Below are 22,578 nucleotides of genomic sequence, written 5' to 3'. Positions count from 1 at the left end.
TTGCCCTGTTCTTCCCAGCACATTAATTGCTTTATTTGCACCACTTTTGCTCCAAGTAGGCATACTGTAATGATAGGTATTTTTGACTCCGGTGTAGGCGGCATGACCGTTGCCCGCGCCATAGAGACCCTGTGCCCAGGGTATCCACTGGTCTACCTGGGAGATATCGCCCGCTCTCCCTACGGCTCTAAAAGCCCGGCAATGATTGCCGAGTACTCCAGAAGAAATACAGAATTTCTACTCACCCAGGGGGCAAAGCTGATCGTTATTGCCTGCAACTCAGCGGCTAGCACCGCCTCTAGCATGCTGCGCCAGGAGTACTCACCCCCCATTGTTGATGTTATTGCCCCGGCCGTCCAAAAAGCGGCAAAGGTTAGTCGTTCCGGAAAAATAGGAATAATAGGGACTCGGGCGACCATCAACTCAGGGCTCTACGAACAACGAATTCACGAGGCATTCCCCAAGGCCCAGGTACACAGCCAGGCCTGTCCCCTGCTGGTGCCACTTGTGGAAGAAGGATGGCTGGCCAGGCGAGAAACAAAAATGATCACCAAGGAATATATACGGCCACTGCGCAACAAGCAGATCGATACCCTGATCCTGGGCTGCACCCATTACCCGCTCCTCAAAAAAATCATTGCTCCGCGTATTGGTCGCAAGGTAGAAATTATAGATTCCTCAGTTGAAGTTGCCTTGCACTTACGAGGCCTGCTTGCAGTCAACAAGGACCTGCACCAGGAACTTTTTGCCCCCGAGGTTACCAATCGATTCTTTGTTTCCGATCTGCCTGCCCCGGTTCATAGTCTGGCCAACACTATTTTCGGCCGTACTGTTCATCTGGAGAAAACTGATGTTTAGCTTCTTGCGCTCTTTGCTGTTTTTTTACTGCTGTCTTTTCTTTTTCCCTCCGGGCAGTTGCTTTGCCGCTCCCAACAACCAACAGTTGCGAGATTCTCTTGCGCAACTGCAAACCAGATATGAAAAACTTCACAGCCTCCAATTCGATTTTGCCCAGATAACCGATTCTGGAGGTCGCAGCAAAGAGGGCAATGGTTTTGCAGCCTTCTATCGAACAGCAAGCAACAAGGGAACATCATCAGGCATCATGCGTTGGGATTACACTACACCGACGCCACAGGTGATACTCAATAACGGGGTTGAACTCTCCATATACACCCCGATGGACAAGCAACTCATCATTACGCCCATTCAGGACCAGGATGCCGATATCACCTTTGCCCTGTTCACCGGATCCAAACAACTCAGCGATGAGTTTGATCTGATCCCAGCAGATACGAACTTCCTGATCCAGGAACCGCCCGACCAGACCCGTGCAATCCAGCTGGTCCCCAAAACACCGCATCCGCAGCTCAAACGGCTCCAGCTCTGGTATGATAGTACCTATCAACTCCGACGCCTCATTCTCGAAGATCACTTTGGCGCTCTCACCGAATTGAGTTTCAGCAACATGCGATTTGATACCCTGCCAGCCAAAAGCGCTCAGCAGGCTGAGACTCTACTCAAGCTCGACCTAGCCCCGGGAACAGAAATCATTCGCCAGTAATTAAGAAATTTTTTCGCAGTTGCAGCCTATTGCTGCAAAAGCCATTGCCCCAAACACAGAAGAAGGGTAAAGAGGAGCAGTACATACAGAAGCGTACCTGTTCCTCCTTTTTACCCTGAGCCAGCACACCGACGCCCCAAGCACATCGTCCATGCGTATTGCCGTTTTATCCGATAGTCACGACCAGATCCCCAACCTGCACGCAGCCGTCAAAAGAGCCAACAAGGCTCAAGCGGATGTTCTCATCCATTGCGGCGACCTTATCTCACCGTTCATGCTGCGTTACCTCAATGCGTTTGAGGGACCGGTCCATCTTATCTACGGCAACAATGTCGGCGATCAACATCTGATCTCATCACGCTGCGGCACGCTCTTTCCCAATATTGAGCATCATGGTACCCATGGCCAGATTACGCTTGGAAAGTGGCGGATAGCCTTTGTCCATTACCCGCGACTGGCCCGAGAGGTCGCGCAATCCGGTGTGTACCATCTGGTCTGTTATGGACATGACCATATTTTTCACAGTGAACACCTTGGCACCTGCCTTCTGGTGAACCCTGGCGATTTACTGGGGAAAGAAGAAAGACCGTCGTTTGCTCTGGTCGACCTGGAGCTGGGAAAAACCCAGCGCGAATTCGTCGGCAGCAAACTCATCTTTGAAACTGAACCTCAAAAATAATTTTACCAGAGGCTGGCGGAATTGACCGGAGTGTGCAAGTATGATCAGTCAAGCACATCCCCATACAAGACAATTCGCTGGTAACTTTTTCTCCTAACTAGACAACATCATGAGCGACGAAACTTTTGCAGACCTGATCCAGGCACAAACGGTCTCACAGACCGCCCTCAAACCAGGCACCAAGATCGAAGCCCGCATTGTAGGCATCAGCGGCGAATCCATTTTTCTGGATGTCGGCGGGAAAAGTGAGGGGGTCCTGCAGGCTTCTGAACTGCGCAATGAGGAAGACGAGTTAACCGTCTCCATCGGGGAGGCTGTTCAGGTCTTTTTTCTAGCGGCCCGTGGGGGCGAGATGCTCTTCACCACCCGACTGGGCTCCAATCAGAGCGGAGTCCGAGAACTCGAAGACGCCTTCCAGGCAGGTATTCCAGTAGAAGGAAAGGTGACCGGTGAGGTCAAAGGTGGATTTTCCGTCACGGTTGCCAACCAACGCTGTTTCTGCCCCTATTCCCAGATGGATGTACGCAAGGTCGAATCAGCCGACGAGTACCTTGAGAAGACAATGACCTTCAAAATCATTGAATTCTCCAATCAGGGGCGTAACATCATTCTTTCCGCCCGTGCCATTCAGGAAGAACAGCGGCGCGAGCAACGCGAAGCCTTGAAAGAGCAACTCAGTGAAGGCGACCAGGTCAGCGGCGTGGTCACCTCGATTCGAGATTTTGGCGCCTTTGTCGATATAGGCGGTGTGGACGGATTAATTCCGATTTCCGAGCTGGCCTGGGGACAAACCGATCGGGTCGATGACGTGCTTGAGCGGGGGCAGCAGGTTGAGGTGATGGTCAAACGTCTTGATTGGGATCGGGACCGCATCTCGTTAAGCCTTCGCGAGACGCTCCCCAACCCCTGGGATACGGTTATTACCAAGTATCCGGTCGGCTCCATTCAGCAGGGCACCGTCTGTCGCCTGGCAAATTTTGGAGCTTTTATCACCCTGGAGCCGGGTATCGATGGCCTGATGCATATCTCGAAGCTGGGAGCAGGTCGCCGCATCAATCACCCACGAGAGGTGGTTGAGGTGGGCCAGGAAATGACAGTCAAGATAGAGTCCATTGACGAGGCACAGAAGCGTATCGCCCTGGTTCCTGAAGATTTTGTCGCCAAAGAGGGCAGCAGCCCAAACAAACGCGAGGACTACATGCCGCCACCGGCAAGCAAGGAGTCACAGTCCATGGGCACACTGGGGGATTTACTCAAATCACAGCTTAAGAAAAAGAAGTAATCTCAAGCTATTGAGCTTTTCTCGCGCATAAGGCGGAAAAAAATGCCGAAGTGGTTCTCCCCACTTCGGCGTTTTTTTATTCAACCTGTTTTTCGGCCTTACAAGGAGCGGCGAGCGACCTCAAACATGATGACAGCGGCTGCAACCGAGGCATTGAGCGAATTAAAACTGCCTGGCATGGGAATGGTTACAAGATGGTCGCACTGCTTACGTACAAGCGGACGAATTCCCTTGCCCTCACTGCCGATAACCAGGGCAACAGGCCCGGAGAAATCCGTGCTATAAATCGAGGCTGCATCTTCCTCGGCCACAGCCCCAAAAATCCAGAACCCTCGCTCCTTCAACACATTGAGGGTATCAGCCAGGTTCACCACTCTGCAGATCTGCATATGAGCAACAGCTCCAGCCGATGTCCGGGCAACGGTACCCGTGACGGGGACGCTTCGTTCCCTGGTCATAATGATTCGAGAAAATCCGGCGGCCAGGGCCGAACGGAGGATGGAGCCCAGATTACGTGGGTCTTGAATGGAATCAAGCACAAGTACCTTCGGGGCCTGTTCCTGGCGAGGCTCGCCAAGCCCAGAGAGCAGGGTGTCCAAATCGAGCAACTTCGCTTCACTGAGACGGGCCACAACCCCCTGATGACGGCAGGTACGCGGAACCCGCATACGTGCAGGATCGACAAAGCGCACAGCGATAGAGCGCTCGCGGGCTGTATCTATAATCTGTTGCAGACGCGGGCCTGCCTTGCCCGACTGCACCAGGATTTCACTCACTCCTCCGCCAGCCGACTGGGCCAGGGCCTCGGAAACCGCATTAATTCCCCAGATCAGGTCTTCGCTGGCGGCCTCTTGAGGTTCCGTGACCGGAGATGATGGTTGTTTTTTTCTTGAACGAGCCTTCACTGGCCTCTCTTTTTAATACAGCTACAATCTCACGAACCTTGAGTTCTCAATGCCAGGCAATTTGCTGTTATTGCATGGCGCTTCAAGAGAGCACAAGAAAAGGACTTAGTGCTCCGCCCACTGCAGGGCCACACCACGACGATCGCGTCGTTGGCGGCTTCGTTCGGCAATGATGATGCTGCACAGGGCCTCCACAGCCTCTTCAAGCACATCATTGACGATCACGTACTCATACGCATCGACCTGGGCAAGTTCTGCTCGGGCATTTTTTAACCGTTTGCTTACGGTCTCCTCGGTCTCTGTTCCCCGGCCACGTAAGCGTTGCTCCAGAATCTCCAGAGAGGGGGGAGCGATAAAAACGGTCACCGGCAGGGCCCCTTGGCGCACCTGCTCAGCTCCCTGCACATCTATATCCAGAATCACATCCTGCCCCTGCTGACATCGGGCATTGACCTCGGCGACACTGGTTCCATAGAAATTTCCATGCACCTCGGCCCATTCTAAAAAGCCACAGGGTTCTTGATCTCGGAGAGCCATAAAGGCATCAACAGAGACAAAATGATAGTGCTCTTTATCTTTCTCACCCGAACGTGGGTTTCGGGTTGTATGAGAAACAGAAAAAACCAGTGCAGGTATACGCTGCATGACCTCTTTGAGGATGGTGGTCTTTCCACAGCCAGAAGGTGCGGAGATGACAAAAAGCAGTCCTTTATGCATCACTCGCCTCCTGCTTGATTTTGGCAAGCATATGTTTAGGATTCCGTTGCTCCTGATCCATCGTCACCAGTCGTTGATTTATGGTTTCCGGCTGCACCGACGAAAGCACCATATGGCCGGAATCAAGGAGAATAATAGCACGGGTTCTTCGCCCTTCAGTCACATCGATCAACTGTTTTTTCAGGCGGGCCTCTTCTTTGAGCTTACGAATCGGCGAAGACCCCGGATTAACCACAGCGAGAATACGCCCCACCTTCACCGCGTTACCGAACCCGACATTGACCAGACGACTATCCATAGGCCCTTATCTCCATTCGCAGCTGACCAGGGAGCACAATGGAGGACTCGCCTTCAGAGCCCCCATGCCCTTACTCAACATTCTGCACCTGCTCGCGCAACTTCTCGATTTCGTTTTTCATTTCCACTCCCAGTTGCGCAATTCCAGCATTGGCGATCTTGGAAGAGAGGGTATTGACCTCACGTAAAAACTCCTGTAACAGGAAGTCGAGACGGCGGCCAACAGGTTCATCACTCAACAAAAATGCACGGAACTGGGCGATGTGGCTATGCAGCCGGGTAATTTCCTCGGTGACATCACTTTTATCCGCCATGATAGCGGTTTCCTGGGCCAGGCGGATGGGATCTATATCAAGCCCATCCAACAATTTCCCGATACGAGCACGCAGGTCATGTTGTCGTTGCTGGTGCAATTCGGGAATATTTCCCTCGATTTCGACAACAATACCTTCAAATTTTTCCAATCTGCCGAGCAGATCTTCCTGTAGGGCTTTCCCCTCCTGTTCCCGCATGGCGTTGCAGTTACTTAATGCTTCCTCCAGCGCTTGGCTGATCACCTTCCATTCACTGTCCATATCCGGACGAGGCTCTTCCAAGCTGATAATATCACGTTGGGTCAACATATCTCTGAGCTCAACATTATCAGTGAGCTGATAATCATCGACGAGCTGCCGCAGACATCGATGGTACTGCCGCGCAACGCTCTCGTTAACCACCAACTGCGGTTCTACAGCAGAAACACCATGGAGGCTAAAAGTAATATCAACACGACCACGGTCCAACACCTTGGCAACCAATTTTTTAACAGGATCCTCAAGGGCGGAAAAAAGTCGGGGTAAAATCACCCGCTGATCCAAAAAACGGTGATTCACCGTTCGAATTTCGGCAACCCAAGCCCTCCCGCCTTCGCTGGCTTCCCCCCTTCCAAATCCTGTCATACTCCGCAGTCGCATGTTCTTTAAAACTCCTTCGAGGCCTGGAGCCTCTTCACCCGGAACAGAGCGTTCAATCAACACATAGCATCCAGGTTCATTTATTCTTTTTAAAAACGAAGCATCTTCGTTTATCCCCGCGCAAACGGCGTGTAAGTCCTCATAAATGAAAGCGAATTCTGGAGAAAGAAAATAGACCGTCTGCCTGGTGACAACAGAAAAAACCAGGTGCACTCCTCCACCCGGCAACGATCATACATTCCCTTCATGCATCAGAATCCCTTCTCTGAAATGTATACACCGCCCCCCTTCTCCGTGTAAAACCAGCACCGATCAGCACACACAAGAGCAAGGTAACATATTGGTATCATACTAGAAGGATGAAGCCCTCTCCCCGAACACTCTGCCCAAAAACACGCAGGCGATAGAATTGGAAGCATCGGCTTCATTCCAGATCAATGTATCTAATCGTCATTGCATGATGACGCATTAGAAAAGGAAGTGTCTTTATAAGAAAAAAATGACTTCTCTCCAGGTTTTCATACCATGAAGCAGCAAGAGAAAACAGAATTTTCCACGTGAATATCGCCAGGAAAATGGCAAAAAGAAGATATCTGCAAGCAGAAAGAGTTGCGCTGCGGTCGGCTAGAGAGCGCCGACCGCATAATGCTCCAGATGAAACCGCCGTAGATACGCCTGAATGACGCCTAATCCGAATTGCTTCGGGCCTAAGGGTGTCTTGAATAATTAGATTTTTCAATCAAGGTCAAGGATTGTGAAAAATTTTACCGCAGGCATATAGTTGATATTCCGAGGATAAAATTTTGAGTATGACGAGGTAAGCGCCAGACTCCGGGAGATTGGCAGAAAAAGCAATTATTCAAGATTTCCCTAAGAAGCACCCGCCCAAAGGCAGGGTGAAAGAAAACGGGAAGTATACTGCAAAAGAAAACCTGAATCCGTGACGGCGCGTGACCACTGAACAAGGTATCCCGTGAACGAGACTGAGGTTTTTTAACTCATTTATTTGTTGTTCAGTTGCCCGCGCCGTCCCTTGGGGCATCCATCAGCACGCCACCTTCATCGTTCGCAACACGCCGATGAATGCTCACGGACTCAGGGAAAAGCTTACCGCATCGCCTTATTCAGCTTTGAAACGATAGTATCGGTGATATCTATAGATTTGGCAGAATACAGCACAACGTTTCTCGGCAAAACAAGGGTATAGCCTTTATCAGAGGCCACGTCATCGACGATATCCTCAAGTTTTTTGAGGATGGGGTTGATGTTTTCCTCCCGCAGAGCCTGCATTTCGCGGTTAGCCTTTTCCCGTGTCTCAAGCATGTCCCGCCGTTTTTGCTGAAATGCTATCGCCTTTTCTTTTTTTACCTTATCACTCCAGGCAGCACCTTTCTTTTTCATTTCATCCTGCATCTTAGCAAGTTCTTTCTCGTCTTTTTGGAAAGACTCCTGCAAAGATTTCATTTTTTTCTCGATAACGCCCTGGGCTTTTTTCCCGGCTTTGGATGTGGCAAGCACCTGTTTCATGTCAATGATCGCAATCTTGACGTTAGCGGCCAGTGAAACCTGGCTCTGCAGACAAAAGACGGCGACGACAACCACACACCCCAGCACACGTTTCATGTTTTTCACAGTTGATGCTCCAGATAATTTGAGATGAATATTTTTGCCACATGCATTCCTGCGGCGGATAATGAGAAAGAAAAAGAGACCTGAATGCTCACGGATTCAGGAGAGAGGAAAAAAGCAAAACCGGATGCAGAGCATGTGCCCTCACCCGGCTGTTGGCATTGAAGTAACAGCTTACTTTATAAGAACAAAATCATCCCTTCGGTTTTGTGCCCAGGATATTTCATCATGGCCCAAAAGCAGCAGTTTCTCCTCGCCAAAGCTGACTGTTGTCAGTTGGTCAGGCTGAACTCCCAGTGCAATCAGGCCTTTTTTTGCGCTGAGCGCGCGGCGCTCACCCAAGGCCAGGTTGTACTCCTGGGTACCCCGCGGATCGCAGTTTCCTTCGATCCGGACGTTAAAATTTGGATTACTCTTCAAAAAATTAGCATTTATCCCTATACGTTGCATCTGTTCGCCCTCAATTTTAGAGCTGTCAAAGGCAAAGTAAACGGGAACCATCGGCCCGGAGGTTCGACCTTCCATGATGCCGTTTTCCTCTGTCTCCAGAGGCTCGGGCACGCCTGCCCCTTCCGATGCATTCATCTGCGGCGCAGTCATGGCGGTCTTTTTGCTGCAGCCTGTCAGGCTCATGCCCAATACAAGCACCACGAAGGTGGCTAAATGCAACATCTTTTTACTGCTCATTTTTCCCTCCATATGGATGAAATTAAGTTAAAAACAGTTGCTCCAAATGTAGCGCACCATTGAAGAAATACAACAAATATTTCTTGCCCGCCCCAAAGTCCTTGGGCTGCAAGCCCTCCACCCTCAGGCGTTTTTTTCTTCCCATCTACCAGGAGTTGCGTACTGGAAGCGCTCTCTTTAGACAGACTCGAATACAAACCTTAATCCGTGAGCATTCATCGGTGCGTCAGTTTTATTGCCTGCAACATAGCGATTAAAGTACACTTTATCGGTGTTTTGCAGGCAATGAGGGTGACGTACTAATGAATGCCCCAAAGGGCGCCGGGTGAAACTGAACAGTACATGAATTTGTAAAAAAAAAGTTGTCTCATCACAAGAATACGTTGTTCAGTGCCCCCCCACCGTCATGGATTCAGGGAAAAAGCTTGCAAAAGCATCGAGGCTGATTAAACTCGCCTAAAGTTTTGTCCTTTCGTGTCTCTTTTGCTTATTGAGAATTTTTATTAATTTTTTTAATAGTGTATATACGATGTCCTCTTCTTCATTGGCTTCGCTTGTCAGCAGTAACCGTTTTGGCACCTATTTTGGTGTCTCCCAAGAGCTTTTTGATACCGTCTGGTCAAATCTTGCCAACCCGGAGATTAACAGCATTGCATATATCTCCATGGAAATTGGCGCAGATCCCGATGTATTTCATCCCATTAAAGATTTTCTCGAGACAGAGAACATCCTCCAGGACCCCAACCCGCAGCTGAACGCCTATGTACAGAAGTATCGCTTCAACGAGCGTAAAATCCCCAACTACAGTGGTGGGCTCGGTGTCCTCGCCGGCGACACCTTAAAATCCTTTGCCGACCTGCACCTGCCGGTCCTGGCGATCAGCCTACTGTACCGCGAAGGGTATTTTTCCCAGATTGTCGACTCCAAGGTGGGGCAGATCGATCATGCCACGTACTGGAAGCCGGGAGCAACGCCGACACTTTTCCCTTTACACACACCAGGAGCACCTGGCAAACCGCTGACCATTGACATCCCATTTTACAATGGCCTGCAACATCCAATTGTCGTCCAGGCCCAGGTCTGGATGAAAATTGAACTCAGCGATGCCCGCGATTATTTTGTGCCTGAATTTCTGCTTGATTACAGCCTCCCGGAGGCGCCTAACTGGGTCAAGGAATCTGCCCAGCAACTTTATAACGCCAAGTCCACCATCATCAAAGCCAACCAACGAAGAATGCTTGGTTCAGCGATTCTCCCTCTTGTGGATGCACTGGGACTCACACCACATACGCTCCATCTCAACGAGCAGCACGGAGTCACCGTGACCCTGCACATGATTGTTCGAGAACTGCAAAAGCAGTATGGTGAGAATTTTGGCGAGCTGATGACAGATGCTGATATTCTTGCAGCTGCCCAGAAAGTTGCCCAGCAGATTGTCTACACCATTCATACCCCGGTGAAGGCAGGGCACGATCGTTTTTCAAGGGACCTCTACTCCTCCATCAGCCATAAGGCCTTTGAACGGATTCTCAATCTAGTGGCTCATGACGACGACATAGCCCATGAATACAACTTCACAGCCATGGCCATGCGCCTGAATCGGGCCATTAACAGTGTCAGCCGCCTGCATCGCGATGTGACCAGAAAGCAGTTCCCAGCCTTTGCGCCAAAAATCAAAGCCATAACCAATGGCGTGCATCATCTCACCTGGATCAGCGCCCAGCGCAAGGCCTGTTTTGACCGTTCGCCCAGTTTAACCAACTGGCGTCAGGACCCAAGCTGTTTCACCAGCCTGATCCCTGCCCAGGAGCAGAAACTCAGCCAGGAATTACACCAGGCCTGGCAGGCGGATAATCAAGCGCTCGTCGATTATATCAACATCATGCTGCGTCGTCACCGGGAACAGATGGTCGAGACCTGGATCGATCCCCCCAATTTTCTCTCCAGCCTGCCAGAACAGCAGTGGCTTGAACCTGGTGTCTTTACCCTGGGCTTTGCCCGTCGTTTCTCCACCTACAAACGCGCGGATCTTATTTTTGATGACATGGGCCGCCTGGCGGATATTCTACTGAAAAATAATTGGCCGGTGAACTTTGTCTTTGCGGGAAAAGCCCATCCGGCAGATGAGCCAGGAAAATCTGTCTTAAAACTGATTTTAGATAATCAAGAAGAACTCTACCGCCGCAGTCAGGGATTGGGAAAACTGATCTTCATTCCAGGCTATGATATGCATATTGCAAAACTCATGGTTGCGGGTGTGCACGCATGGCTCAATAGTCCCAAGCGACCTTTGGAAGCCAGCGGAACCAGTGGTATGAAGGCGGCCATGAACGGCGTGCCCAATATCAGCATCATGGATGGTTGGTGGGTCGAGGGCTACCACAACGGACTTACTGGCTGGAAGTTTGGCTATGAAGGCCCCGTTGATGAGGCCGATTTAAGCGAGGATCCGGAGTCCCTCCTCTATGCGGAAGATTCCTCTGCCTTTTACGAACTGTTGCCCCAGATTCTCGATATTTTCTACAACAAACAGCAGGACTTCATGACCCGAGCCCTGGAAAACCTGCGGCTCAATATCCCTATCTTTAATACCCACCGCATGGCTGCCGAGTACGTCAATCAGTACGCAGTCTCTCTCTCGCCGGAGTTGCAGAGTTCCATCGAACGTTTCCGCAAACTCTATCAGAGTGAAGAAAGTAGGTTATAATTCATACTTTTACACGCATTCAGAAGGCCCAGTATTTTTAGAGCTGGGCCTTTTCCTTTACAAAAGCAGTGCTTATCACTGATAGGTGCAGTATAAGAGGGGCATCTTTTTTAAGCAGGCCCCAGATTAAAGTGGTCCTGCGACCGCCCACGCCCCATCATCCCGGAAATACATCACCAGATCATGTATAATCTTCAACGGGGGGAGGTTGTGTGGCTTGAGACGGCCAGGAACCGCGGCTGTGGCACCATTTTTCTCTCCTGTGGAATCGTGAAGACACCGGTTCCCCGTGCCACCCGCTTTACTCAACAACACATCGTTTTAACGAGTAGACTATACAAGGAGCAATGCCATGGCCCGCCATATGAATCCAAGTAGCTCAACCAACAAAACCATTGATGCCATTGACCGCAAGCGGGAACGCGAGCGGAACATGATGCTGAAAAAGTCGCGGGAAATGGCGCCGGAATTGGCAGTTGCCCTGGTGCAGCGGTTACTGGATAATCAAATCATTGAGACCAACTCTGTCCATGCCATTCAGGAAAGTGTGGCAAAACAGCTGCAAGGGTTGGGCGAGATGGAAGAGTTTGACATGCAGTTTAAAATCGCACCGATTCGCAATCTGGTACCCGATCCCAATGTCATCAGCCTCTACCTGACCCAGTACATTATCGAAGATCTCATTGATCACCCCCACATTCAGGATGTTTTTGGCGATGATCTGGATATTTACCGAGCTGTCGATTCCATCCTCAAACGCATCCGTCCCCGGTGATCCACCAGGTCTTTCAACGTGCATCTAACAAGTCAACCCTCCCTGCTTTTTGCAAACGCCCAAGGTGAAATCCTTGATTACGATGGGCTATATATGGCGGGGAGTGGTGCCGGACATATCTATCTGCCCTCACCGGAGCACCTCATAGAGTTGCCGGAAGGGAGCGAACTTTTCACCCTGCCCCAGCGACTTCCCATCGGTATAGAGCCGGATACCGGCGAGCCGGCACTTCTAGCCACCAATCCCTATCAGGATGATGAACCGGTTCAGGCCGTGGCAGCTTTTATGGCTCCTGCCCATACAGCTATTTACACGGCCGCCTATCAAAGCGAGGAAAACTGCTCTCAGCGTCTTCCGCTTTTTGCCTATACAGCTGTTGGCTGGGCCGATGGAAAATTCTGGGTCGCAGCCTTTCGTAGCGATGCGGACTGCCGTCAGGATGCCAACCAGTTCGATTTTGACCTGCTGGAGCGTCGCACCCTGACGCACTTAAAAAAACACCGTGACAACCGTTTGATTCAACATCTTGGCAAGTGCTGCCTTACCTACGGTTGCCCGGCTGCCCGTAACTACTTTCTTGGCAGATGGGAGGCCCCACTACCAAGTTCCCCGGTGTGTAACGCGGCCTGTGTGGGCTGCATTTCCCTGCAACCCTCTGGCTGTTGCCCTTCAACCCAGGATCGCATAGCCTTTGTGCCCACTGAAAAAGAGTTGGCCGAGATAGCCATTGATCATCTGCAAACGGCACCACTGCCCATTGTCAGCTTTGGACAGGGCTGTGAAGGAGAACCGCTTCTGCAGGCAAAGGTAATGGAGAAAGCTATCCGACTGATGCGTAAGCACACAGACAAGGGTACGATCAACCTCAACACCAACGGCAGCCTCCCGGATGCGGTGGAGCGGCTGGCAACAGCTGGCCTTGATTCTATTCGTATCTCCCTGAACTCCGCCCAACGGGAAAAGCACCGTCTCTATTACCAGCCTAACGGCTTTTCCTTAGACGATGTCTGCAATTCTATTGCGGTGATGAAAAAACATGCTCGCCATGTTTCCCTGAACTATTTTATTCTGCCAGGCTTCACCGACGATCCCGATGAATTTGAAGCGCTGGCAGCCTTAGTCGAAAAATATCGCCCGGATTTTATTCAACTGCGTAACCTCAATATGGACCCAGAGTATTACCTTGAGTCCATTCAACATCAGCCATCCCGTCCTCCGCTGGGTATTGCCAGCTGGTTTGCACAACTCAAGGCTGCCTTTCCCTTTCTCGGCTTTGGCTATTACAATCCTCCTCTTCGCTCGTAAGCCCCGAAAGAGGGTAGGGAAGTACAAAGTCCGGATCACTCTTTGCAAAAAATTCGCTGGCTCGCTGCCAGGCCTCTGCAAAGGACTGACTCGACTGGACCCGTGTGGCAAGATGATGCCCAAAAAAATAGTTTTTGGCAAAATAGTGGGTGAATTCCTTAAGTCGTCCTAATCGACGCTCCGGTCGAAACCGCTCACACAAAGCTCGGGCAAAGGTTGCATACATCAGTGGCAGCTCGGGCTCTGGAGTAGCAATCTCCAATCCATAGATTTCTCGGGCGATCTCTGCAAAGATCCAGGGTTTTATCGCCGCCGCCCGCCCGATCATCAGGCCATCGGCACCACTTTGCTCAAGACAGAGCCGGGCTGATGCCACCGAATCAATACCGCCATTGACGACAACCGGTATATCGAGCCACTCTTTTACCTGCCCCCCCCACTCCCAGTGCGGTTTTCTCGAAAAAGACTCTCCCCGCAGGCGGGCGTGCACCGTCAGCATGTCTATCCCCTCGCCAGCAAGCATCAGGCAAAAATTTTTCAGTCTCTTTGCATCAAAGCTTTCGCCTAAGCGAATTTTTGCGCTCAACGGCCGAGAGGTCTGCTGCCGACTGATGGCCATGATTCGTTGCAGACGTTTACTATTTTCGGCAAGACTACTCCCGGCCCCCATACGCCTGGCCTGTGGCGCCGGGCAGCCCAGATTAAAGTCGATACAGTCTGCCTGGAGCCGATCCAGACGGCCAATAGCCGGGGATACATGCTTTTCCTGACCAACGAGTAATTGATAAGAAAGTGGCTGTTCTTCAGGTGTTTTAACCAAGTACGGTGAAATCTGTTCGTTTTCCACCGGCAAACGGGAGGCCGAGAGCATCTCGGTGGAGAGCAAACCAACTCCACCGTAGTTAAGAATGGTGGTTCGCAGAGCAGAATGGGTGAGCCCGGCCATGGGCGCAAGCAATAACGGGGGCCAGATATCAAGGGTAGAGATGCGCATCTTCTTTAAACGACAAGGTCTTCAGCCAAAACAAGCCACTTCTTGCTTGACAGTGAATTACTGTTCATGTTAATTGATGATGATTATCATTTAGTAATATATTTTCATTTTTGCTTGCAGATAAAAGCAAAGAGGCAATATTTCTCGTCCACGCCCATATCATCTTGACCGCGCAGGAGTTTTGCCTCTTCTTTAAGAACAGAACAACTACGTATGAGATGACCATGAACGCACCCGCATCAATGATTCGGCTGACCACCCAACGCCAGATCATTCTCGAAGAACTCTCCAAAGTGACCTCCCACCCTACTGCCAGCGAACTCTACGACATGGTTCGTAAACGGCTGCCACGTATCGGCCTGGGGACGGTATACCGTAATCTTGAGCTCATGGCCGAAAGCGGGATGATCCTCAAAATCGAAGTGGGGGGAACACAAAAACGTTTTGACGCGACCACGGATGAACATTACCATATCCGCTGCTCTGTCTGCGGCCGAGTCGACGACATCGATGTACCGGTGGTCAAGGAACTGGTCGCCCAGGCCAAGGAATCATCGGCCTACATGATTCAGGGACACCACGTGGAATTCACCGGAATTTGCAGCGACTGCCAAAAGAAACAGCACTGATTCGTTCTTTTACAGAAGAATCCTAGAGAAACAGCCAGGCAGCACTAGCCGACAGTTCAGCTGCATACAAAGGGACTCCAAAAAAAGAGCGGCTTCCCCTAGCCCCAAGGGAAGCCGCTCTTTTTTTATCTACGCACCGTCTCTTACTGCTCGGCTATCACTCTAGGGTGTCTTGAACAATGAGCTTTTTCAATCAAGTTTCGAAAGAGCAGCCTGCTTTAAAACGACCAAGCCCGATCTCGCAAAGTTGAGCAGAAGCTGCGATCTTACACACTTACTCAAAGACGACGCGACAAAACCTTCGTTTTCCCACCTTAAGCAGGACACTTCCGGAGGCGGGCACCGTGGCATCGACATCATCCACCTTTTCGCCTTCCAGGCTGACAGCCTTTTGCTTAATCATACGGCGTCCCTCGGAACTTGATTTCACCATGCCAGCGTCGTGCAGCAACTTGGGCAACCAGATGGGCTCATCTGCGGCAGCCATTTTCACCTCCTCGATCTCATCGGGGAGCTCATGGCGGGCAAAGACCTGCTCAAAATTCCGCTCTGCATCATCGGCCGCCTCGAAGGAATGAAAGCGGGCAACCATCTCTTTGGCCAGCTGTACCTTGACCTTTTTGGGATGCACCTCCCCCTGAGCCATACTTGCTTTCAGGGCTGCGACCTCGTCCATGGGGAGATCACTGAGCAGCTCGTAGTAACGAAACATGAGCTCATCACTGACCGACATGATCTTGCCAAAGATACTGTCCGGAGTCTCGGAGATGCCGACGTAGTTCCCCAGGGACTTGCTCATCTTGTTGACCCCGTCAAGCCCTTCCAAAAGCGGCATGGTCAGGACAACCTGAGGCTCTTGGCCACGACTTCGCTGGAGGTCACGCCCCATGAGCAGATTAAAGAGCTGGTCAGTTCCCCCAAGCTCAACATCTGATTCCATGGCCACCGAATCGTAGCCCTGCATCAGGGGGTAGAAAAACTCATGGATGGAAATCGGTTGGTTCGATTCAAATCGTTTTTTAAAGTCATCGCGCTCAAGCATACGCGCCACGGTCAGCTCGGAAGCCAGACGAATCATGTCATAAGAACTGAGCTCCCCCAACCAGGCCGAGTTGAACACGACTTTGGTCTTCTCGGGATCAAGAATCTTAAAAACCTGCTCCTTATAGGTCTCGGCATTCTGCTGAACCTCTTCCGGGGTTAAGGGAGGCCGGGTCGCAGATTTCCCTGTGGGATCACCGATCAGGCCGGTAAAATCACCGATCAAGAAATTAACCTCATGCCCCAACAACTGAAAATGACGCAATTTCTGAATCAGAACCGTATGACCCAGATGCAGATCTGGAGCGGTCGGATCAAACCCGGCTTTAATCGTCAAAGGTTTGCCCGTTTCCAGAGATCTCGTCAGTTTCTTGACAAGATCCTCCCGTGAATGGAAATCAACCGCGCCCCGTTCGATCAGGGCTATCTGCTCTTCAACCGACTTCATTCTCTCCCCCTACTTCGCGTATTCTACTGCTCTGGTTTCTCGAATGACCGTCACCCGAATCTGCCCGGGGTAGGTCAACTGTTCTTCAATCGCTTTGGCAATATCTCGACTCAGGAGCGTTGCCTCATCGTCGGTGACTTTTAAACTGTCGACAATGATACGCAGGTCACGGCCTGCCTGGATGGCGTAGGACTTATCAACACCTTTAAAGTTATTGGCTATATTTTCAAGATCTTCAAGACGCTTCACATAACTCTGCAGCATCTCTTTACGGGCTCCTGGCCGAGCACCGGAAAGAGCATCTGCCGACTGGACCAGTACATCCAGCACCGATTTGGGGGGCTGGTCTTCGTGATGCGCCCCAATGGCATAGACGATATCGTCGGGTTCACCGTATTTCTTCGCCAGATCCCGACCGATAATAGCATGCGACCCTTCGACTTCGTGATCAACCGCCTTGCCAATATCATGCAACAGGCCCGCACGTTTGGCCTTTTTCACATCCAAGCCAAGTTCGGCAGCCATAACCCCGCAAAGGAAAGCCACTTCAAGTGAGTGCTGTAAAATGTTCTGCCCATAGCTGGTACGGTATTTCAGGCGGCCTATCAGATTAATCAACTCGACATGCATGCCGTGAGCCCCGACATCAAAGGTTGCCTGTTCACCTGATTCGCGAATACCGACTTCCAGGTCCTCGGAGACTTTCTGGACCACCTCTTCGATACGGGCCGGATGAATGCGGCCATCTGAAATCAGATGCTCAAGGGCCAATCGCGCGACCTCACGCCGAATGGGGTTAAAACCGGAAAGGATGACCGCCTCCGGGGTATCATCAATGATGATATCAATACCGGTAGCCGCCTCAATGGCGCGAATATTGCGACCTTCGCGGCCAATAATGCGTCCCTTCATCTCCTCGTTGGGCAAGGGCACCATGGAAACAGTCTTATCGGCAACATAATCACCGGCATAGCGGGCAATGGCCAGAGCCAGAATATTTTTGCCCTTGCGATCAGCCTCAATCTTCATTTCATTTTCAATCCGGGAAAGCCGTTTGGCACACTCCATACGAGCCTCGCTCTCAATGGATTGCATCAATTGAACTTTGGCTTCTTCCCGGTCAATACCGGCAATTTTTTCTAATTTATACCGCTGTTCATCAACAAGAGAATTGAGTTGTTTATGCTGCGCCTCGACATCCGCTTCATTGACCTCAAGACGCTCTTCGCGATACTTCAGGCTGACCTGTTTTTCTTCAAGGATTTGAAATTCGCGCTGAATCTCGTCAAATTTACGGTTCAGCCGACGCTGATCATCTTTGAGCTCCTGCCGACTGACCTTCAGTTCACGGTCGGCTTCTTGTTTGATTTGAAAAGCTTCTTCTTTGGCCTGAAGCAGAGCCTCTTTTTTTATCTGCTCAGCTTCACTAATGGCATTTTCAATAATTTGTCGCCCCTGCAAGGCGATATTTTTTTGGTTGCCTTCGACCAACCGTTTACGAAGCAGGATACCAACAGCAAGCCCGGCAACAAGGTTGACCAAAGCCAAAAGTAATGTTGTAACGTTGAGTTCCATAGAACACACCTATCCTTTCCTATATAAAAGTAAGAGCCGTGACCGGAAAAAAACGCAGGTCAAAGCTACCTTGAACAAGAGTAGAGGTGGTTAAGAAAGGTGTGCGACAGCACAACAGGACGCCGCTTGGACAAGCGACAGGAGAGTTCTGCGCCATGAACAACGCGCAAAGCACCCCGGTGGTCTTCAGCTTGAAGAAGAGCAAGAGATGTATTGGGATCAACGACCTGGCATCCTGAAGGGCCTTCTTTTCTGCCAATTTCAGGAAAGTACGTCCCCCTGATCTTGACTGAAAAATCTCGCGCCCTGCGACACCTCACGAAGGTATGCCCGATATTTTCCCTGGTACCATCCTAGACTAAAAGATGACTCGTCTATCGTAAACCTGATCGCATCAGTGTAGTTATTCTCACTGGACCAACAACGTCCGTTTTTCAACCAGCCACCCTCTTTTATGCACGAAAATGGCACTCTATGCAAACAGCGGTGTTCCCGCTGGAAAGAGCCCCCCGCGCTGCCGTGTCAGAGAAATGATTAAACCTAATTAAATTAGGTGGGCAATGCCTTTGCCGTCTTCAGGGAATCAAAAAAGGCCCCCATCGTCCAACAAGTAGGCTACCCTTTTTTCAAGAGTTGGCTCAATCTTTCACTGATCACCAACAGAGCAGGGGGTATCTGAGTTTTTAAATAGTATAGCAGATGTTGGGCCTCTGCCACACCAGATTTTTACACTTACGGCTCGACTGTACGTAATATTTTTTCGATCAGGCCAGCCGTGAGCTGCTCCTGCGCCTGACAATAGCGTTCATGCTCGCGTTGCAGATGCATATATTTTGCTGCCATCCGAAGACAGCCAAGCACGAGAACCTTTGTTGATGGGACAGCGCTTGGCATGAACTCTTCGCCCCTCTCAAGTTCTTCGCGCAACAGTTCAAGAACAGCCACGACCTCTTCCTCTGGGGCATCAGAGTAAAAGGTATACTCTTGCCCAAAAAGAAAAAAACTGACCAGTCGTTCTTCCATGATCTTATCGGAGGGCCCCCCCGTCAGGGGGTACGGCCGAGACATCCTCTGGGCCGAAGTCGGTGTTCGCTTCCCCTTCCGTTTCTTGCGGTAGCTGGTCCTTCTCCCACTGCTCTATACGATCTAAAAGCCCGGTAACTTTTTGCCCAACCTCACGACGTTCGGCACTGAGCTCAAGAACCTGATTTTTGAGCTCAGCGCATTCATTTTCACGCTTGTGGGCGAGCTCCTGGAGAGCATGATAGTCTGCTTTTAATTGATTGTATTTCTCCAGCAATGTATCGACAAACTGCTCTAATCGAGCCATCTCCGCACTGTATTCCATATGTGATACTCCCAGGCAAAGGCGAACTGACAAAAAATGTCAGGGTATCTGCATCACTTTGGACAAACAAGCAGCTCCGGTCCCTCCCGTTGTCACCAATTCAACTATAACAAAAAACATGAAAAATGGCCGCAAACGATTTTCTTAAACCTGAATCCGTGAGCATTCATCGGGGCGTCAGTTTCGTTGTTTGTGACGTACCGATTAAAGTACACTTTATCGGTATGTTGCAGGCAATGAAAGTGACGTGCTGATGGATGCCCCAAGGGGCGGCGGGTGAAGCTGAAGGGAATCTTGAATAATTGCTTTTTCTGCCAATCTCTGCGTTATGCGAAAAATTTTATCCTCGGAATATCATGTATATGCCTGCGGTAAATTTTTTTGCATGCCTTGACCTTGATTGAAAAATCTAATTATTCAAGACACCCTGAACAACAAATGAATTAATTTAAAAATCTTTGCCCCATTAATTGGATATGCTGTTCAGTGACCACCCACCGTCACGGATTCAGGTTAAAGACGATGGTAGCTCCAGCCAGTGGGCTTGCCGTTGTCATAGGGCATATATCCATGGAAGATGCGGGGATCATCGTCAAAAACCAGGGGTAAGAAATGTCGATCCCCTTCCCACATGGGCAAATCCATTATCTCGGTAAGCGGAAACCAACTCAGTGAGCCCTCTTCATTCTCCGTGAAAGGAATCCCGGAAAAATCGGTAATGAGAAAAATGAACCCCAGCCAGTTTTCCCCATTTGGGCCAAATCCTGTCCAATTAATGGTCCCCCGCAACCGCATCCGGGTACATTCGATACCTGCCTCTTCGTAAATCTCCCGCCGCATGCAGGCGAGCACATCTTCGCCTGGTTCCATTTTTCCGCCCAGACCGTTATATTTTCCAAGATGCTGATCATCCAATCGTGCATTTCGATGGACCAGCAGTGTTTTTTGACCATCTGGAGAAAGAATATACCCCAATGTTCCGATTATAGGCTGATATAGCTGTCCCTCTTCACCGCTCACAACAATTCTCCTCCCGGGCCACAATCTGGTACCACTTTCCTCTTGTACCCTTTATAGTAGATTCCATAAAAATACCTTTGTACCTTTTCCGTGCTTGGGACCAACTCATCACCACATGCCTCTTCTCCCGCTTGAGCCCCCTACATAATTCGGAGAGGACCAGACGCATAGTCAAAAAGCATCGTCTCAAATTATCTCTTCTCCAGCTCTTTCTTGCGCCCTAACGCTCAAATGCTCAACACAAGATTTCTCTTCTCTATCAATCGTTTTATCCTGCCCACAAGTGTCGGCCGCGTGCTCTTTTTCTGCTGGCTCGGGTTCTTTCTGGCAGCTGAAGCCCAGGCGCAAACAAAAGACCTGTTTCCCCTCTACCCCTGCATTCAAGATAACGTCCAGTTTTGGGAATCCATCTACGGGAACTATTCAACCCGTCAGGCTGTTTTTCACGATGCCGAAAACCTTGGGCGCGTCTACAGCATTCTTGCACTGACCGATTGGAAATATCCCTGGGCTTCATGGCTTAATCGTGAGCGGATTCAAGCGGAAAGAGAGAGAATATCCACCCTGCTGGGCACTCTTGCTTCAGGGACTCCTCCACAAACCAAGGAGGCTCTGCGCATCGCAGCTCTTTTTCCCCCAAAAAAACCAAGTCTTCTGCGACAGGCACAGAAAACAATTCGAATGCAACTTGGCCAAAAAGACCGTTTTATGCAAGGTGTTCAGCGTTCAACCCGCTACATAAAAAATTTTCGTGAAATTTTTCGTCGCTATGGCCTTCCTCAGGAGTTAGCCTATCTGCCGCATGTGGAGTCCTCATTTACCCCAACCGCATATAGCAAGGCCGGTGCTGCCGGTTTATGGCAATTTACCCAGGCCACCGGCCAACGCTACCTCATGATCAACGCCCAAGTCGACGAACGGCTCGATCCCTTACGGGCTACAGATGCTGCCGCCCGTTTTTTACAGGAAAACTATGCAGTCCTTGACTCCTGGCCCCTTGCCCTTACGGCGTATAATTACGGCAGGGCAGGCATGGTCCGCGCAGTACAAAAACATGGAAGTTACCCCCAAATTTTCACTCACTATTCTCAGGGATATTTCAAATTTGCAGCTCGCAATTTTTACTCTGAATTCCTGGCGGCAGTACGAGTAGCCAATAGACTTGAAAATACATTGGATCTTGCGCCTGCAACACCATTCCCCCAACCAGGGTACCGTCTCTCTGAACCAACAGAGTTGCCCCTGCTGCTCTTTCATACAGGGTTGGACAAAAAGGCCTTTCTTCATCTCAACCCTGCCCTTCGCTCACCTGTCATCTCAGGGAAGATGCCAGCTCCAGCTGGCTATAGGGTTCGAATGTCGGCATCAGGGATCAATAAACGTGCCCACATTGCACCTTCTCCCAATCGTCCCATGCCACAGATCAAGCTCCAGGAGTAACCAGAGGCCAGAATACACTTTCCAAAGAGTTCTGTTGCACACTCAACAAGAGCTATTGTATGCATTAACCTAGGGTCATAAAAAACACACAATGTGGTCTTGGCTTGCGAAGACGCACATTAGGGATCATTTTTATACAATCTCTATTTTTTTCTTCCCTGACTAAATCCCACCCAACCTTAAACCGAAGAGGAACAAATGGATATCTCCAAAACTATCGCTGAAATGAAAAAAAGGCCGGATTTTACAGAAAATGTCGGCATGATACTTATTCATAACGGTACGGTTCGCGCGTGGTCTCGCGGTGATCATTCCGGTGTTACCGGCCTTGAAACGACGGTCAATGATGCAAAAGTTGAACAATTACGCCAGGAATACCTTGAACGTCCTGGAATCTATGACATAATAATTGAAACACACTCCGGCTCATTTAAACCCGGTGACGATCTCCTCTTTATCATTGTCGCCGGTGACATTCGTGAAAACATCAAACCGGTCCTTGCAGAGTTGCTCGACCGCGTCAAGGCCGAGGCTATAACCAAAAAAGAAATCAAGGGATAAGTGGGCAACACTTTTCTCTGCA

At 50.3% G+C, this 22,578-nt stretch carries 22 protein-coding genes and 1 other RNA gene; 10 read left to right on the top strand and 13 right to left on the bottom strand.

What is annotated here, in order from left to right:
• Nucleotides 1–69 precede the first annotated feature (69 nt).
• The 4 genes from murI to rpsA all read left to right on the top strand — a co-directional run bounded on the left by murI (nt 70) and on the right by rpsA (nt 3,525).
• Nucleotides 70–858 (top strand): glutamate racemase, encoded by a 789-nt coding sequence (gene murI, locus JWJ90_RS08520; RefSeq protein WP_205226790.1) that lies wholly within the window; start codon nt 70–72, stop codon nt 856–858.
• A complete protein-coding gene (locus JWJ90_RS08515) occupies nt 851–1,564 on the top strand; it encodes a LolA family protein (RefSeq protein ID WP_205226789.1) in 714 nt (237 codons plus the stop codon). The genes murI and JWJ90_RS08515 overlap by 8 nt, the downstream gene beginning before the upstream one ends.
• 151 nt (nt 1,565–1,715) lie before the next feature.
• Nucleotides 1,716–2,243, top strand: a complete 528-nt coding sequence (locus tag JWJ90_RS08510) for a YfcE family phosphodiesterase (RefSeq protein ID WP_205226788.1) — start codon at nt 1,716–1,718, stop codon at nt 2,241–2,243.
• A 109-nt stretch (nt 2,244–2,352) separates the two neighbouring features.
• Complete coding sequence (gene rpsA / locus JWJ90_RS08505) at nt 2,353–3,525, top strand: 30S ribosomal protein S1 (RefSeq protein WP_205226787.1); 1,173 nt, start codon at nt 2,353–2,355, stop codon at nt 3,523–3,525.
• A 98-nt stretch (nt 3,526–3,623) separates the two neighbouring features.
• Here rpsA and rlmB read toward each other — a convergent pair whose 3' ends face one another.
• From rlmB to JWJ90_RS08475, 6 genes are all read right to left on the bottom strand, one after another.
• Nucleotides 3,624–4,430: a 23S rRNA (guanosine(2251)-2'-O)-methyltransferase RlmB gene (rlmB, locus tag JWJ90_RS08500; RefSeq protein ID WP_205226786.1), complete on the bottom strand. Its 807-nt coding sequence runs from the start codon at nt 4,428–4,430 to the stop codon at nt 3,624–3,626.
• A 105-nt stretch (nt 4,431–4,535) separates the two neighbouring features.
• Nucleotides 4,536–5,147, bottom strand: coding sequence for a guanylate kinase (gmk, locus tag JWJ90_RS08495; protein WP_205226785.1), 612 nt, complete (start codon nt 5,145–5,147; stop codon nt 4,536–4,538).
• Nucleotides 5,140–5,445 (bottom strand): DUF370 domain-containing protein, encoded by a 306-nt coding sequence (locus tag JWJ90_RS08490; protein ID WP_205226784.1) that lies wholly within the window; start codon nt 5,443–5,445, stop codon nt 5,140–5,142. Before JWJ90_RS08490 ends, gmk begins: the two co-directional genes overlap by 8 nt.
• 70 nt (nt 5,446–5,515) lie before the next feature.
• Nucleotides 5,516–6,397 (bottom strand): YicC/YloC family endoribonuclease, encoded by an 882-nt coding sequence (locus JWJ90_RS08485; protein ID WP_205226783.1) that lies wholly within the window; start codon nt 6,395–6,397, stop codon nt 5,516–5,518.
• 1,107 nt (nt 6,398–7,504) lie between these two features.
• The gene (locus JWJ90_RS08480) at nt 7,505–8,020 is read right to left on the bottom strand and encodes an OmpH/Skp family outer membrane protein (protein ID WP_240194831.1); all 516 of its coding nucleotides are present in this window, start codon (nt 8,018–8,020) and stop codon (nt 7,505–7,507) included.
• Between the two features lie 180 nt (nt 8,021–8,200).
• Nucleotides 8,201–8,713, bottom strand: coding sequence for an OmpA family protein (locus JWJ90_RS08475; protein ID WP_205226781.1), 513 nt, complete (start codon nt 8,711–8,713; stop codon nt 8,201–8,203).
• A gap of 529 nt (nt 8,714–9,242) precedes the next feature.
• On the opposite strand from JWJ90_RS08475, the gene glgP reads away from it, so the two are divergent.
• The 3 genes from glgP (at nt 9,243) to JWJ90_RS08460 (ending at nt 13,500) form a co-directional block, all read left to right on the top strand.
• On the top strand, nt 9,243–11,420 hold the full coding sequence (gene glgP, locus JWJ90_RS08470; RefSeq protein WP_205226780.1) for an alpha-glucan family phosphorylase: 2,178 nt from the start codon (nt 9,243–9,245) through the stop codon (nt 11,418–11,420).
• Nucleotides 11,421–11,772: 352 nt separating this feature from the next.
• Nucleotides 11,773–12,195: a hypothetical protein gene (locus JWJ90_RS08465; protein ID WP_205226779.1), complete on the top strand. Its 423-nt coding sequence runs from the start codon at nt 11,773–11,775 to the stop codon at nt 12,193–12,195.
• Nucleotides 12,196–12,213: 18 nt separating this feature from the next.
• Nucleotides 12,214–13,500, top strand: a complete 1,287-nt coding sequence (locus tag JWJ90_RS08460) for a radical SAM family protein (protein ID WP_338032306.1) — start codon at nt 12,214–12,216, stop codon at nt 13,498–13,500.
• Here JWJ90_RS08460 and JWJ90_RS08455 read toward each other — a convergent pair.
• On the bottom strand, nt 13,442–14,494 hold the full coding sequence (locus JWJ90_RS08455) for a tRNA dihydrouridine synthase (RefSeq protein ID WP_205226778.1): 1,053 nt from the start codon (nt 14,492–14,494) through the stop codon (nt 13,442–13,444). The two genes, JWJ90_RS08460 and JWJ90_RS08455, sit on opposite strands and share 59 nt — an antisense overlap.
• Nucleotides 14,495–14,718: 224 nt before the next feature.
• Here JWJ90_RS08455 and JWJ90_RS08450 point away from each other — a divergent pair, with 224 nt between their 5' ends.
• Nucleotides 14,719–15,123, top strand: coding sequence for a Fur family transcriptional regulator (locus JWJ90_RS08450; protein WP_205226777.1), 405 nt, complete (start codon nt 14,719–14,721; stop codon nt 15,121–15,123).
• 274 nt (nt 15,124–15,397) lie between these two features.
• Here the strand turns inward: JWJ90_RS08450 and tyrS are convergent, their stop codons facing one another.
• The 6 genes from tyrS to JWJ90_RS08420 all read right to left on the bottom strand — a co-directional run bounded on the left by tyrS (nt 15,398) and on the right by JWJ90_RS08420 (nt 20,555).
• Nucleotides 15,398–16,612 (bottom strand): tyrosine--tRNA ligase, encoded by a 1,215-nt coding sequence (tyrS, locus tag JWJ90_RS08445; protein ID WP_205226776.1) that lies wholly within the window; start codon nt 16,610–16,612, stop codon nt 15,398–15,400.
• A 9-nt stretch (nt 16,613–16,621) separates the two neighbouring features.
• Nucleotides 16,622–18,187, bottom strand: a complete 1,566-nt coding sequence (gene rny, locus JWJ90_RS08440; protein ID WP_205226775.1) for a ribonuclease Y — start codon at nt 18,185–18,187, stop codon at nt 16,622–16,624.
• A 502-nt stretch (nt 18,188–18,689) separates the two neighbouring features.
• Nucleotides 18,690–18,861: non-coding RNA, 6S RNA (gene ssrS, locus JWJ90_RS08435), on the bottom strand.
• A 58-nt stretch (nt 18,862–18,919) separates the two neighbouring features.
• Nucleotides 18,920–19,210 carry a cell division protein ZapA gene (gene zapA / locus JWJ90_RS08430; protein ID WP_205226774.1) on the bottom strand — a complete coding sequence of 97 codons (291 nt, stop codon included), beginning with the start codon at nt 19,208–19,210 and terminating at the stop codon, nt 18,920–18,922.
• A 4-nt stretch (nt 19,211–19,214) separates the two neighbouring features.
• Nucleotides 19,215–19,535 (bottom strand): cell division protein ZapB, encoded by a 321-nt coding sequence (gene zapB / locus JWJ90_RS08425; protein WP_205226773.1) that lies wholly within the window; start codon nt 19,533–19,535, stop codon nt 19,215–19,217.
• Between the two features lie 513 nt (nt 19,536–20,048).
• A complete protein-coding gene (locus JWJ90_RS08420) occupies nt 20,049–20,555 on the bottom strand; it encodes an NUDIX domain-containing protein (protein ID WP_205226772.1) in 507 nt (168 codons plus the stop codon).
• A 231-nt stretch (nt 20,556–20,786) separates the two neighbouring features.
• Between JWJ90_RS08420 and JWJ90_RS08415 the strand changes: the two genes are divergently transcribed.
• On the top strand, nt 20,787–21,995 hold the full coding sequence (locus tag JWJ90_RS08415) for a lytic transglycosylase domain-containing protein (protein ID WP_205226771.1): 1,209 nt from the start codon (nt 20,787–20,789) through the stop codon (nt 21,993–21,995).
• 198 nt (nt 21,996–22,193) lie between these two features.
• Nucleotides 22,194–22,556 (top strand): molybdenum cofactor biosynthesis protein MoaE, encoded by a 363-nt coding sequence (locus tag JWJ90_RS08410; protein WP_205226770.1) that lies wholly within the window; start codon nt 22,194–22,196, stop codon nt 22,554–22,556.
• The last annotated feature ends 22 nt before the right edge of the window (nt 22,557–22,578 follow it).

Origin of the sequence: Desulfobulbus rhabdoformis, assembly GCF_016919065.1 — a bacterium.
GTDB classification, from domain to species: Bacteria; Desulfobacterota; Desulfobulbia; order Desulfobulbales; family Desulfobulbaceae; genus Desulfobulbus; species Desulfobulbus rhabdoformis.
Note: the sequence above shows the minus strand (reverse complement) of the source record. Positions and strands in the feature narration are given on the sequence as shown.

Bases quoted from the DNA above. Each gene is read 5' to 3' on its own strand.
- murI (WP_205226790.1), top strand. From the start codon at position 70: ATGATAGGTATTTTTGACTCCGGTGTAGGCGGCATGACCGTTGCCCGC.
- rpsA (WP_205226787.1), top strand. From the start codon at position 2,353: ATGAGCGACGAAACTTTTGCAGACCTGATCCAGGCACAAACGGTCTCA.
- JWJ90_RS08515 (WP_205226789.1), top strand. From the start codon at position 851: ATGTTTAGCTTCTTGCGCTCTTTGCTGTTTTTTTACTGCTGTCTTTTC.
- rny (WP_205226775.1), bottom strand. From the start codon at position 18,187: ATGGAACTCAACGTTACAACATTACTTTTGGCTTTGGTCAACCTTGTT.
- glgP (WP_205226780.1), top strand. From the start codon at position 9,243: ATGTCCTCTTCTTCATTGGCTTCGCTTGTCAGCAGTAACCGTTTTGGC.
- tyrS (WP_205226776.1), bottom strand. From the start codon at position 16,612: ATGAAGTCGGTTGAAGAGCAGATAGCCCTGATCGAACGGGGCGCGGTT.
- JWJ90_RS08490 (WP_205226784.1), bottom strand. From the start codon at position 5,445: ATGGATAGTCGTCTGGTCAATGTCGGGTTCGGTAACGCGGTGAAGGTG.
- JWJ90_RS08510 (WP_205226788.1), top strand. From the start codon at position 1,716: ATGCGTATTGCCGTTTTATCCGATAGTCACGACCAGATCCCCAACCTG.
- JWJ90_RS08455 (WP_205226778.1), bottom strand. From the start codon at position 14,494: ATGCGCATCTCTACCCTTGATATCTGGCCCCCGTTATTGCTTGCGCCC.
- JWJ90_RS08465 (WP_205226779.1), top strand. From the start codon at position 11,773: ATGGCCCGCCATATGAATCCAAGTAGCTCAACCAACAAAACCATTGAT.
- gmk (WP_205226785.1), bottom strand. From the start codon at position 5,147: ATGCATAAAGGACTGCTTTTTGTCATCTCCGCACCTTCTGGCTGTGGA.
- JWJ90_RS08410 (WP_205226770.1), top strand. From the start codon at position 22,194: ATGGATATCTCCAAAACTATCGCTGAAATGAAAAAAAGGCCGGATTTT.
- zapA (WP_205226774.1), bottom strand. From the start codon at position 19,210: ATGGAAGAACGACTGGTCAGTTTTTTTCTTTTTGGGCAAGAGTATACC.
- JWJ90_RS08415 (WP_205226771.1), top strand. From the start codon at position 20,787: ATGCTCAACACAAGATTTCTCTTCTCTATCAATCGTTTTATCCTGCCC.
- JWJ90_RS08475 (WP_205226781.1), bottom strand. From the start codon at position 8,713: ATGAGCAGTAAAAAGATGTTGCATTTAGCCACCTTCGTGGTGCTTGTA.
- JWJ90_RS08480 (WP_240194831.1), bottom strand. From the start codon at position 8,020: ATGAAACGTGTGCTGGGGTGTGTGGTTGTCGTCGCCGTCTTTTGTCTG.
- zapB (WP_205226773.1), bottom strand. From the start codon at position 19,535: ATGGAATACAGTGCGGAGATGGCTCGATTAGAGCAGTTTGTCGATACA.
- JWJ90_RS08450 (WP_205226777.1), top strand. From the start codon at position 14,719: ATGAACGCACCCGCATCAATGATTCGGCTGACCACCCAACGCCAGATC.
- JWJ90_RS08485 (WP_205226783.1), bottom strand. From the start codon at position 6,397: ATGCGACTGCGGAGTATGACAGGATTTGGAAGGGGGGAAGCCAGCGAA.